Raw genomic sequence first — 12,236 nt, 5'->3', positions numbered from 1 at the left:
CGCCCGGTTACATTCCGAACCCGGAAGCTAAGCCTTACAGCGCCGATGGTACTGCAGGGGGGACCCTGTGGGAGAGTAGGACACCGCCGAACAATTTTTGGGAAAACCCCCGTGCCATTCGGCACGGGGGTTTTCTGCGTTTAGGGTCATTTTCACTGGCCAGGTGGAGGCGGGCGTATATCTCGTCACCCCGCAGGCACCCGCTCTCGTACGACTGCTCGCCGCCCCCGGAGTAGAAGCGACCCCGACCGCCCCCGAAACCCTGGAAGTCCGCGGCACGGTCATCGGCAAGGGCTGCCCGCGCCGGACTGTCGTACGAAGTCGTCGACCGTGGTGTCGGCGAGGAGGCGGCCGTGGCCGATGATGACCAGGTGGTCCGCGGAGAGGGCCATCTCGCTCATCAGATGGGAGGAGACGAGGACCGTACGGCCCTCGGCGGCCAGGGACCTGAGGAGGTTGCGGATCCACAGGACGCCCTCGGGGTCGAGGCCGTTGACGGGTTCGTCGAGAACGAGGACGGCCGGGTCGCCGAGCAACGCGGCCGCGAGGCCGAGGCGCTGGCCCATGCCGAGGGAGAAGCCCTTGACCCTGCGGTGGGCGGCCTCGGTCAGGCCCGTGAGGTCCAGGACCTGTTCGACGCGGGTTCGGGGGATGCTGTGGGTGTGGGTGTGGGTGAGGGCGTGCAGGTGGGGGTGGACTTGCCGGCGCCGTTCGGGCCGAGGAAGCCGGTTACGGTGCCCGGGCGGACGGTGAAGGAGAGGTCGGCCATGGCTGTTTTGGTGTCGGACCGCGGGCGGTATTCCAGGTGAGGCGGGTAGTACCCGGGTACTACTGTGGCTCGTATGAGCTACGTGATCCGGTCCGTCCGCGCCGATGAGTGGCCCGCCGCGAAGGAGTTGCGGCTCGCGGCCCTTCAGGATCCGGTTGCGCCACTCGCCTTTCTGGAGACCTACGGGGAGGCCGTGGAGCACCCCGACTCCTACTGGCGGGAGCGGACGGCCAAGGGTGCCGAGGGAGCCGACGGGGTGCAGACGATCATCGCCGAGGCGCCGGACGGACGGTGGGTCGGGACGGTGACGGTGCTCCTTGAGGAGCCCGGGACCACGGACTGGGCCGGGTTTCCGGTCGAGCGGAAGCAGGGGCATCTCGTCGGGGTGTTCGTACGGCCCGAGGAGCGCGGGAGCGGGCTCACCGACGTGCTGTTCGACGCCGCCGTGGAGTGGGCGTGGGCGCACGGGGCGGAGCGGGTGCGGCTGATCGTGCACGAGGACAACGGGCGGGCGCAGCGGTTCTACCGCAAGGTGGGTTTCGAGCCCACGGGTGTGATCGTGCCGCTGGCGGCGACTCCGGGGGAGACCGAGCTGGAGTTCGCGCTGGAGCGGGTCTGACCCTTTGCGTGCCGTGGGTCCGCCACGGACGCCCTACGCCGGGAGGTCCGCGTCCGGCCAGCGGGTGCGGGCCTGTTCCCGGGACCGGAGCAGGGCCAGGGTCACCAGCCCCCGGGCCGCTCCGGCGGCCAGCAGCTCCGGGAGCTGGGGAAGCGGAGCCACAGCTGCGACGTCGTCCAGGACGAGCGTCAGTGGTGGGTCGAGGCGACCGGAGGATGACCGTTCGGCCATGCGCCGGCCACGCTCGACCACGCTTGAGGTGAGGGCCGTCAGCAGGGGCATCGCGCCGGGATTCGTCCTGGGGTCCTCGATGGATTCACCCACCACATAAAGCGTGCCCCCTTCGTCCACGAAGGAATCCAAGGCGACGGCATCATTTCGGTTGGGAGTGCATGCCTCGCGGATATTGACCGTGAAGAGGGCGGAGAGGGCTCTGCTGGTCAACTCCTGGGCGATGTCCCGGCGTTCGGGGTGCGCGGTGAGGGCGGCTTCCAGTTCGCCCGCTGAGCCGGGGGCCGCCTTCGGGTTGGTGCGGAGGGTCTTCACGGCGTCCTGGACCTGCGTGCCCTGGCACCAGCGGTGGACGTGACGGATGGTGCGGGCCTCTATGGCGGCCGCGTGGAGGTAGCTGCGCAGGAGCGTTTCGGCTGTGTCGGCCACGGCCTGGTCGATCTTCGCGGTGGGGCGGACGGGGGCGAGGAGGGACTGGGCGCGGGTCTTGGCTGTTTCCTTGTCCTCGCAGCCCGTTGTGGGGGACCAGTGGAGGCGGTCCGGGGTGTCGCAGAGGTGGGTGGGGTCGTAGACGTGGACCGGACCCAGTTTGGCTCTGGCGTCTTTCGTGTCCTGCCAGACGGCCGGGTTCGAGGTGACGACGAGGGCGGGGCCTTCCGCGTCCCTGATGGCCTGGGTCGCGGTGGGGTGTCGGCCTTCCCTGGGGGCGTAGAGGATCGCGACTTCGGCGCGGGGTGTTTCCCACCCGCTCATCCGTTCACCGTTGGACAGAGAAGTGGGCAGCTTGGCAGCGGTCGACGTCGCGCGGAATGGCTCGGTGGGCTGGGGGAGCCCCATCGGGTTGCTCGCCGTCTGCGGCTGCGGCTGCGGCTGCGTCTGCGTCTGCGGCTGCGGCTGAGGGTGCGTGGGGGGCTGCGGGGAGCTGGGGAGAGGCGCCGTGGCCGGCGACGGTTGTGGTTGCGGTTGGCGCTCCGGCGTCGGTCTCGGGATCGGTACCTCCTGGACCGGCACCTCATGGACCGGCTCCGGATCCGTACGCCGTTGCCGTACCGCCAGTTTCTCCGCCCTCGTCCTCGCGCGTACCGCCCTCCAGCGGGCCAGGGTGCCCATCACGAAGATCGTGAGGACGACCAGGATCATCAGCTGGCCGATGAACAGGCCCCAGACCAGGCCGTAACCGGAGAGCCCCCCGGCCGGGGTGTCGGGCCAGGCGCCGGGGATGTCCTGGGGGTGGCCGATGAGGTGGCGCATGGCCAGGGGGGTGCGGGTGAAGGTGACGCCCTCGGGCCAGGCACCGTGGGCGAAGAGGGCCGCGAGGCCCGTCGCCGTCCAGACCAGCAGGGTCATGCCGAGGAGGAAGGCGAGTATGCCGACCAACAGCCCGTCCGGGACGCCTCCTTGGCCTCCCTGACCGCCCTGGCGGCGGTCGTCCGGTCTCACCACTGCCCGCTCCTCCTACGCCACCGTCGACTCGGAGTCGCCCATGTGCTGCTCCACGAAGGCCGCCGCCCGTTCCTCCGCCTCCAGCTCCGCGGCGCGCAGGGCGTCGTCGGTGAGGTCGCTGGAGGACTCCGTCATGGCGCGGTCCGTGAAGACCAGGGGGCGTTCGGTCTCGGTGACCAGGTGTTTGACCACCTGGACATTGCCGTTGACGTCCCAGACGGCGATGCCGGGGCTGAGGGACGGGATGATCTCGACCGCCCAGCGGGGCAGGCCGAGGACGCGGCCCGTCGCGCGTGCCTCGTCCGCCTTTTGGGCGTAGATGGTCCGGGTCGACGCCATCTTCAGGATCGCTGCGGCCTCCTTCGCCGCGGCTCCGTCCACCACGTCGGACAGGTGGTGGACCACCGCCACGAAGGACAGGCCGAGCCGTCGGCCGAACTTCAGCAGGCGCTGGAAGAGCTGGGCCACGAAGGGGCTGGCGATGATGTGCCAGGCCTCCTCGACCAGGAAGATGCGCTTCTTGCGGTCGGGGCGGATCCAGGTGTGTTCCAGCCAAACTCCGACGATCGCCATGAGGATGGGCATGGCGATGGAGTTGCGGTCGATGTGGGACAAATCGAAGACGATCAGCGGCGCGTCCAGGTCGATGCCGACCGTGGTCGGGCCGTCGAACATGCCCCGCAGGTCACCGTCGACCAGTCGGTCCAGGACCAGGGCGACATCCAGGCCCCACGCGCGGACGTCCTCTATGTCGACGTTCATCGCCTCGGCCGACTCGGGCTCGGGGTGCCGTAGCTGCTCCACGATGTCCGTGAGGATCGGCTGGCGTTCGACGATCGTCTCGTTGACATAGGCGTGCGCGACCTTCAGCGCGAAGCCCGAGCGCTCGTCGAGGCCGTGGCCCATCGCGACCTCGATGATGGTCCGAAGCAGGGCGAGCTGCCCGGTCGTCGTGATCGCCGGGTCGAGCGGGTTGAGGCGGATCCCCATGTCCAGGGCGGCCATCGGGTCCAGGCGGATGGGAGTTATCCCCAACTCCTGCGCGATGAGGTTCCATTCGCCGACGCCGTCCTCGCCCTGGGCGTCCAGGACGACCACTTGGCGGTCCCGGAAGCGCAACTGGCGCAGTACGTACGTCTTCTCCAGGGCCGACTTGCCGTTGCCGGACTCGCCCAGGACCAGCCAGTGGGGTGCCGGGAGCTGCTGGCCGTAGAGCTGGAAGGGGTCGTAGATGTAGCCCTTGCCGGAGTACACCTCGCGGCCGATGATCACGCCCGAGTCGCCGAGGCCGGGCGCGGCGGTCGGGAGGTAGACCGCCTGCGCCTGGCCGGTGGAGGTGCGGACCGGCAGGCGGGTCGTCTCGACCTTTCCGAAGAGGAAGGACGTGAAGGCGTCGGTGAGGACGGACAGCGGATCCCGCATGCTTGGTCCCCTACTTTCGGATGCCGGTGGCGAACGGAAGCGTGTTCACGAAGGCGCGATGGTGTTCGCGGTCGCACCACTCCAGTTTCAGATACGACTTTCCCGCCGAGGCCCGGATGGTCCGCTTGTCGCGGGCCAGGGCCTCGGGGGTGCGGGAGGAGACGGTGATGTAGCCGACCAGGTTGACCCCGGCCGCGCCGCTCGCGAGGTCCTCGCCGCGCTGGTCGAGCCGGTTGTGGGCCGCGATGTCACGGGGGTCCACGGTCCGGTTCATCTTGGCGGCGCGGCTCGCCTCCGCGTCGTCGTTGGTCTTCTCGGTCAGCATGCGCTCGATGGCGATCTCGGTGGGTTCGAGGTCCATCGTGACGGCGACCGTGCGGATGACGTCCGGGGTGTGGACGAGGAGCGGGGCGAGGAAGTTGACGCCGACGGGGGTCATCGGCCACTCCTTCACCCAGGCCGTGGCGTGGCACCAGGGCGCGCGGGTGGAGGACTCCCGGGTCTTCGCCTGGAGGTACGTCGGTTCCATGGCGTCGAGTTCGGCCGGCCAGGCGTTGCGCTTGGTCATCGCCTGGATGTGGTCGATGGGGTGGTCCGGGTCGTACATGGAGTGGATCAGCGAGGCCAGCCGGCCCTGGCCGAGCGGCTGGCGGACCCGGATGTCGGCCTCCTGGAGGCGCGAGCAGATGTCGGTCAGCTCGCGGGCCATGACGACGGCGAGACCCGCGTCCTTGTCCAGCTTGCGACCGGACTGGGGGCGGGCGGCACGCGCCATCGCGTGGGCCTCGGCGGCCAGTTCACGGGAGTAGTGCATGCAGGCGACGAGGTACGCCCGGTGCTGCTCGCTGCTGGTGGACACCATCGACTGGAGTTGGTCGTACGACGTCTGCAGCCAGGGCAGCGCCTTGTCGTCCCCGCGCAGGGCGACGTCCTTGGCGTGGGCGTCCGGGTCGGCGGGGAGGGTGCGGGCGAGCATCTGGAGGCGGGTGACGAAGCCGTCGCCGTTGGCCACGTGCTTGAGCAGGGTGCCGAAGCGGTCGACGAGGGCTTCCTGGTCCTCGGAGTCGCGCAGGCCGACGCCGGGGCCCTCGATCTCGATGGCGGCGGTGACGGTACGGCGGTCCGCGTGGAGCAGTACGGCGAGCTCGTCGGGCCCGAAGGGGGCGGCGAGCCAGTTGATCCGGCCGATGCCGGGGGGCGGGCCGATCTCGACCTCGCGGCCGTCGAGGTGGGTGCCGGCCTCCATCACGGAGGAGCGGTAGGTGGTGCCCTGGCGCAGGGTCCGCTTGTAACTGCGGTTGATCTCGAACCACTTGTAGAAGGTGCGGCGCTTGTACGGCACGTAGACCGCGGCCAGCGCGAGCAGCGGGAAGCCCATCAGCAGGACGATGCGCAGGGAGAGCACCGGGACGAGGAGCCCGCACATCATGCCGAGGAACGCGCCCACGATGATGAGCGCGATCTCGCCCGACTCGCGGTTGCGGCCGACGATCGCGTTCGGCCGGGCGCGGCCGATGAGATATGTACGGCGGGGCGTGACCGTATGCGACACGTGGGACTCGGTCGTCAACGCCCGTCACCTCCTGTGCTGTTGCTGCTTGCGTTGCGGTTGCCGGCGTGCGGGGTGTTCACCGAGTTGCCCGTGCGGGGAGCGGGAGCGGCGGAGGGGACAGATCCGCCGCCTCCGTTCGGGGTGCGCGAGCTGTGGGCGGCGACTCCGCCGGACGCCGGGTTGCTCGGGCGGCCGCCCGAACCTCCGGAGGCCTGACCGTTGTTGTCGGCCCGGGAGCTGTGGGTCTTGATGCCCTGGGCGACCAGGGTGGCCGGGGAGCTGATGACCGCGGCGGCCTTGCCCTCGGCGTTCTGCATGATGCGGTTGTTGCGGGAGCCGGCGATCTCGTCGCCGAAGCCGGGGACGAAGCGGTAGATCATCGCGCTGGCGAAGATGGCGAGCAGGATGATGGCGAGGCCGGAGACGACGGCGGAGAAGGCGTCGGGGCCGTCGTCGGAGGAGAGGGCGCCGGCGAGGCCGAGGACGATGACGATCACCGGTTTGACCAGGATGACCGCGATCATGATGCCGGCCCAGCGGCGGACGTGGCCCCAGAGGTTCTTGTCGACGAGGCCGGCGTAGACGACGGTGCCGAGGAGGGCGCCGACGTAGAGGAGGGCGGCGCGGATGACGAGCTCCAGCCAGAGCACTCCGGCGGCGAGGATGCTGACCAGGGAGACGACGATCAGCATGATGGGGCCGCCGCCGATGTCGTTGCCCTTCTCCAGGGCGCCGGAGAAGGTGCCGAAGAACGTGTCGGTCTGGTCGCCGGTGGTCTTCGCGAGGACCTCTGAGACGCCGTCTGTCGCCGATACGACGGTGTAGAGGATCAGGGGGGTGAAGGCGGACGCGAGGACGGTCAGCCAGAGGAACCCGATCGCTTCGCTGATGGCGGTGGTGAGGGGGACGCCTCGTACCGCGCGCTTGGCTACCGCCAGGAGCCACAGGAGAAGGGTGAGGATGGTCGAGGCGGCGAAGACGACGGCGTACTGCTGGAGGAACTTCTGGTTGGTGAAGTCGACGTTCGCGGTGTCCTTGACGGCCTCGCTGAGCTTGCCGATGGTCCAGGAGGCGGCTTTGGCGCAGCTTTTGGCTAGGGAGGACATGGGGTCGAGGGTGGAGGTGAGACCGGGAGCCGAACCCCCCGAGCCGCCGGTGCTGCCACCTTGTTCGCAGTAGTCCCTGGCCGGAGGGGCGATCAGCGAGCAGTCGCGGCTCCGGGACGGGCTCGGTGTGGGGCTGGGCGTGGGCGCAGCGAAAGCACGCGTGGCCATGAGCACGGCCGTGGCCTGGAGACCGGCGGCGGCGCCGGCCAGGGTGAGCACGCGTCGGCTAGCGGGCATAGGTGAACCCTCCGTACTCCTCGACGGCCTTCGCCATCTCGTCGGCACTGGAGGCCTTGTCGTCGCCCGGGACGGGCGACGGGCCGTCCTTCTGGGAGTGCGTCACGATCTTCCAGCTGTTGCTGGTCCATTCCAGCTTCATCGTGATGGTGAACCAGCTGCTGGTGACCGGGTTGGTGGAGTTCGTGCCCGCCAGCCCCAGGAGTCCGCCGCACCACACGTCGACAGTCGTGGCGGCCGCGGACGTCTGGGTGACCTTCGTGCCGATCGGGCTGGTGCGGGACACGAAGGTGTAGCCCGCAGGGGCGGAGCCGTCTCTGTTCAGCCCCAGGCTCTCGTTGAACTCGGGGGTGTACGCCTTGTCCAGCGCGGCTTCGAGGCCGGCGACCCGGGCTGGAGTGATGATGGTCTGCAGAAGGGCGTCGCGGGTGGTCTTCGCGAACATGCTGGTGGACCCCAGGGCGACCGCATAGTTGGCCGCCGCGCTCTGGGCCCCCTGGGCGTCATGGGCGAACCCCGTCGGGATACCGCTCGCCCCTGCCGGCACGGGTGTCTCTCCAGTCGCCGATGTGGGCGCAGCTTTCGGCTGGCCCCCCACCCCCTCCGCAGAAGACGCCCCCCCGTCCCCCCCGCGGTTCGCGAAGGCGATGGCTGCGATCAGGAGGACGATGACGCCGACTACGGTGACCAGGCTTCTGGAGGACGAGCGGGGGGAGCGGCGGGCGCCGCCGTAGACGTCGGTGGTGCCGCCCGGCAGGTGGGTGCGGGTCTGGCCGGTGCCGCCGTATCCGCCGGAGCCGTCCTGGTCGTCTCCGAGACTCATGCCGCTCACGCCCCCTCGGCGTCGTACGGAAACGCGTAGGAGTACGACGGTAGCCGCGCTGGTTGGCGCGCGGGTGCGGTGTGGTGACTCGACATCAGGGAACGCAACCTCAGCCGGTGGGCACTGCGGACAGGTGGGGTAGTGGCGGTGCGTCGACCGGACGCGGCGGCTATACGGCCATGCCGTACACGATGGTGAAGAGCGTGCCCAGGGAGCCGATGATGAAGACTCCCGTCAGCCCCGCGATGATGAGGCCCTTGCCCTGTTCCGCGCTGAAGGTGTCGCGCAGGGCGGTGGCGCCGATGCGCTGTTTGGCGGCGCCCCAGATGGCGATGCCGAGGCAGAGCAGGATGGCGACCGCCATGACGACCTGGATCATCGTCTTCGCCTCGGTCCCCAGTGCCCCGAAGGGGCCCCAGTCCGGAGCGATCCCGCCGATGATGGTGTTGATGTCTCCCTTGTCGGCCGCAAAGAGCATGTAAGTCACCGCCCCTGGTGGGTAGTTCCGTCTCCCCTGCCTGTGTGCAGAGGTCAGGCCTCATTGTCGCCGACAATTCCGCCGTCGTATGTCGACTTGGCGGCATTGCCTGGCGGGTTTCGTACGAATGACTGTCTGGTCACTCTGTGTATCACGGCAGGTCACGCCGGGCAATGAGGCCTGAGCGGAACCTGTCGTGTGGTTCCGTCGTTGACCCCTCTTACGACCTGCGGCGCTTCTGGCACCGTTGTTCTGCGGGTGAAGGCTAACCCGGAGGGCCACCGGTATGACGAACGGGCCGCGGTAGGGGAGCCCGCGGCCCGTTCGTTGACAGAGGGTCAGCTGGTGAAGGCGCCGACCCCCTTCGGGGTGCCCCAGCCGGTCGGGCCGTCGTAGCCCGAGGTGGCGGTGCAGAAGTACGTCGTCGAGCAGCTGCCGTTGCTGCCGGAGGTCACGTCGTTGAGGGACGACGTGTGCTTGTAGGGGTACTGGGCCGGGTAGTCACTGGCGCCCGGGGTGCCGGCCAGCGCGTAGACGGCCGCGATGATCGGGGACGAGGCGCTGGTGCCGCCGAAGGTGTACCAGCCGGCGGTGACGCCGTAGGAGTCGTAGACGGAGACGCCGGTGGCGGGGTCGGCGACGGCGGAGACGTCGGCGATCATGCGCTTGGTGCAGCCGGTGTCGGTCTGCCAGGTCGGCTTGGTGTCGTAGGCGGAGCAGCCGGAGCCGGTGCCCTCGGTGGAGCTGGTGTTCCAGACCGTCTCGGTCCAGCCGCGGCTGTTGGAGGACGTGGAGAGCGCGGTGCCGCCCACCGACGTCACGTACCTGGAGGCGGCCGGGTACTCGGCGCCGTAGCCCCCGTCGCCCGCGGAGACGGTGATGGCGACGCCCGGGTGGTTGAAGTACGAGGAGTCGTAGGAGGTGTCGGAGGAGGACTCCGAGCCGCCGTAGGAGTTGGAGACGAACTTGGCGCCCAGGGTGACGGCCTCGTTCACCGCCTTGCCCAGGTTGGCCATGGTGGCCGACTTGGCCTCGACGAGGAGGATCTTGGCGTTGGGGGCGATGGCGGAGACCATGTCGAGGTCGAGGGAGATCTCCTCGGCCCAGCCGCTGTCGGCGGTGGGCAGGGAGGTCGTGGAGCCGGTCTGGGAGACCTTCTTGAAGCAGCCGTTGGCGACGGTGCACGCCGGCAGGCCGTAGTACGAGCGGTAGGTGGCCAGGTCCGCCGCTGCGTTGGGGTCGTCGTAGGCGTCGACGATGGCGATCGTCTGGCCGGAGCCGTTGTTGGCGGAGGCGGAGGTCAGGCCGTAGGCGGACTGGAGGTCGCTGGGGCCGTAGCCGGTCGGGGTGGCGGCGTCGGCGGCCCGCGGGGTGACGCCCCCTGCCCGCTGGGCCTTCTGGAAGGCGGTGGTGCCGCCCGTCACGCGCAGGGAGTCGCAGGCGAGTTCGCCGGCCTTCTTGGGGGTGGCGCAGGGGGTCGCGGCCCAGGTGACCTTCGTGGAGCTCGCGGCGTCCGCGTGGGCGGCGGTGCCGAGGCCGGCGAGGACGAGGGCGGCGGTGGCGGCCACGGCGGAGCCGGCGCGGTGCCATCTCCGGCGGGTGTGGGGGAAGTCGGTACGCAAGGTGCAGCCTCCTGATGGTGGTGGAACAGGGGCGGTGCGGGTGCGTGCCGTCGGTGCGGTGTCCCCGGCGGCGGGCGGCGGCCTGGGACGACGGTCCACCTTGTTCCGTACGCGACAACAGAGAATGGCTGGAATTCTGACCTTCGCCATACCGAAAGTTGTCCCGGGCTTACTCGCGCGTGGCCGCTCGATGGACTGCGGGCGGTGGGGACTTGACCCGCGTCGGCAGGCGCGGGAACGGCGAACGGGCCGCGACCGGATGTCGCGGCCCGTTGCCGTCGTGCCGCCGAGGGGACCCCACGTCCCCCTCTCAAGGGCGGCGCCCCGTTGACCCGACGGGGACACTCATGGACTGCTTCAGCTGGTGAAGGCGCCCAGGCCCTGCGGGGTGCCGAGGCCGGTGGGGCCGTCGTAGCCCGAGGTGGCGGTGCAGAAGTAGCTCGTGGTGCAGGAGCCGTTGCTGCCGGAGGTCACGTCGTTGAGGGACGACGTGTGCTTGTAGGGGTACTGGGCCGGGTAGTCGCTGCTGCCCGGGGTGCCCGCGAGGGCGTACACCGACGCGATGATCGGGGCGGAGGCGCTGGTGCCGCCGTAGGTGTTCCAGCCCGTGCCGTCGGAGCCGTAGGAGTCGTAGACGGAGACGCCGGTGGCGGGGTCGGCGACGGCGGAGACGTCGGCGATCATGCGCTTGGTGCAGCCGGTGTCGGTCTGCCAGGTCGGCTTGGCGTCGTAGGCGGAGCAGCCGGAGCCGGTGCCCTCGGTGGAGCTGGTGTTCCAGACGCTCTCGGTCCAGCCGCGGCTGTTGGAGGAGGTCTTGAGGGCGGTGCCGCCCACGGCCGTCACGTACTTCGACGCGGCCGGGTACTCGGCGCCGTAGCCCTCGTCGCCCGCGGAGACGGTGATGGCGACGCCGGGGTGGTTGAAGTACGAGGAGTCGTACGACGTGTCGCTCGACGACTCCGAGCCGCCGTAGGAGTTGGAGACGAACTTGGCGCCCAGGGTGACGGCCTCGTTCACCGCCTTGCCCAGGTTGGCCATGCTCGACGAACTCGCCTCCACCAGCAGGATCTTGGCGTTCGGGGCGATGGCGGAGACCATGTCCAGGTCGAGGGAGATCTCACCGGCCCAGCCGCTGTCGGCGGTGGGCAGGGAGGTCGTGGAGCCGGTCTGGGAGACCTTCTTGAAGCAGCCGTTGGCGACGGTGCACGCCGGCAGGCCGTAGTACGAGCGGTAGGTGGCCAGGTCCGCCGCTGCGTTGGGGTCGTCGTAGGCGTCGACGATGGCGATCGTCTGGCCGGAGCCGTTGTTGGCGGAGGCGGAGGTCAGGCCGTAGGCGGACTGGAGGTCGCTGGGGCCGTAGCCGGTCGGGGTGGCGGAGGAGGCGTTCGGCTTGAGCGTCTTGGCGGTCACGCCCTTGATCGCGGCCTGCTTCTCCATGTACGCGGTGGTGCCACCGGTGACGCGCAGGGCGTTGCAGGCGGCGTAGCCCTTCGCGGGGGTGGTGTCACACGCGCTCTCGTACTGCACATGGGCCTTGGCGACGGCGGCGGCGACGGCCTTGGCGCTCACGTGGTGGGGCGTGGCCGCGGTGGCGTGCGCGGCGGTGCCGAGCCCGGCGAGGACGAGGGCGGTGGTGGCCACGGCGGTCGAGCCGGCCCGGCGCCATCTGCCGGACGTGTGGGGGGAGTTGGGAGTACGCAACGTACAGCCTCCTGAGAGTGGTTGCAGAGGCCTGCAGTGGGGGGACCACCGGTGAGGTTCCCGGTGGGGGCGGCGACCCGCGTAGACCATCGCCTTGTTGAGTACGTGACAACAAGACAGGTGGTGGAATCCTGACTTCCGCCTTACTGAAGGGCGTTCGGGGATTGCTGATCAATGGCGGGCGGATGGGCCGCGGATGGTCACGGCTTGACCATCTACACGCGTCGCGCACA

General features: G+C 69.8%; 9 protein-coding genes, 1 rRNA gene and 1 pseudogene. 2 read left to right on the top strand and 9 right to left on the bottom strand.

What is annotated here, in order from left to right; all coding sequences use genetic code 11:
* Positions 1 to 92 (top strand): 5S ribosomal RNA (gene rrf / locus ACFYZ8_RS37860); the annotation flags it as partial.
* 210 nt (positions 93 to 302) lie between these two features.
* Here rrf and ACFYZ8_RS37855 read toward each other — a convergent pair.
* Positions 303 to 769, bottom strand: a pseudogene (locus ACFYZ8_RS37855) (ABC transporter ATP-binding protein); the annotation flags it as partial.
* Positions 770 to 842: 73 nt separating this feature from the next.
* Here ACFYZ8_RS37855 and ACFYZ8_RS37850 point away from each other — a divergent pair.
* The gene (locus tag ACFYZ8_RS37850; RefSeq protein WP_388539899.1) at positions 843 to 1,388 is read left to right on the top strand and encodes a GNAT family N-acetyltransferase; all 546 of its coding nucleotides are present in this window, start codon (positions 843 to 845) and stop codon (positions 1,386 to 1,388) included.
* Positions 1,389 to 1,421: 33 nt separating this feature from the next.
* On the opposite strand, the gene ACFYZ8_RS37845 is transcribed toward ACFYZ8_RS37850, so the two are convergent.
* From ACFYZ8_RS37845 to ACFYZ8_RS37810, 8 genes are all read right to left on the bottom strand, one after another.
* Positions 1,422 to 3,059 (bottom strand): type VI secretion protein, encoded by a 1,638-nt coding sequence (locus ACFYZ8_RS37845; protein ID WP_388540230.1) that lies wholly within the window; start codon positions 3,057 to 3,059, stop codon positions 1,422 to 1,424.
* A gap of 15 nt (positions 3,060 to 3,074) precedes the next feature.
* Positions 3,075 to 4,484, bottom strand: coding sequence for an ATP-binding protein (locus tag ACFYZ8_RS37840; RefSeq protein ID WP_359037968.1), 1,410 nt, complete (start codon positions 4,482 to 4,484; stop codon positions 3,075 to 3,077).
* A gap of 10 nt (positions 4,485 to 4,494) precedes the next feature.
* A complete protein-coding gene (locus ACFYZ8_RS37835) occupies positions 4,495 to 6,054 on the bottom strand; it encodes an SCO6880 family protein (RefSeq protein ID WP_359037970.1) in 1,560 nt (519 codons plus the stop codon).
* The gene (locus tag ACFYZ8_RS37830; RefSeq protein WP_388539904.1) at positions 6,051 to 7,379 is read right to left on the bottom strand and encodes a hypothetical protein; all 1,329 of its coding nucleotides are present in this window, start codon (positions 7,377 to 7,379) and stop codon (positions 6,051 to 6,053) included. Before ACFYZ8_RS37830 ends, ACFYZ8_RS37835 begins: the two co-directional genes overlap by 4 nt.
* Positions 7,369 to 8,202: a hypothetical protein gene (locus ACFYZ8_RS37825; protein ID WP_388539907.1), complete on the bottom strand. Its 834-nt coding sequence runs from the start codon at positions 8,200 to 8,202 to the stop codon at positions 7,369 to 7,371. The genes ACFYZ8_RS37830 and ACFYZ8_RS37825 overlap by 11 nt, the downstream gene beginning before the upstream one ends.
* 169 nt (positions 8,203 to 8,371) lie before the next feature.
* Positions 8,372 to 8,680 carry a hypothetical protein gene (locus tag ACFYZ8_RS37820; protein ID WP_007383036.1) on the bottom strand — a complete coding sequence of 103 codons (309 nt, stop codon included), beginning with the start codon at positions 8,678 to 8,680 and terminating at the stop codon, positions 8,372 to 8,374.
* Between the two features lie 338 nt (positions 8,681 to 9,018).
* A complete protein-coding gene (locus ACFYZ8_RS37815; RefSeq protein WP_388539910.1) occupies positions 9,019 to 10,302 on the bottom strand; it encodes a peptidase S8 in 1,284 nt (427 codons plus the stop codon).
* A gap of 357 nt (positions 10,303 to 10,659) precedes the next feature.
* Complete coding sequence (locus ACFYZ8_RS37810; RefSeq protein WP_388539913.1) at positions 10,660 to 12,003, bottom strand: peptidase S8; 1,344 nt, start codon at positions 12,001 to 12,003, stop codon at positions 10,660 to 10,662.
* Between the last annotated feature and the right edge of the window lie 233 nt (positions 12,004 to 12,236).

This window comes from Streptomyces sp. NPDC001668 (assembly GCF_042893155.1).
Lineage (GTDB): Bacteria > Actinomycetota > Actinomycetes > Streptomycetales > Streptomycetaceae > Streptomyces.
This window is presented reverse-complemented; position numbering and strand designations above follow the sequence as displayed.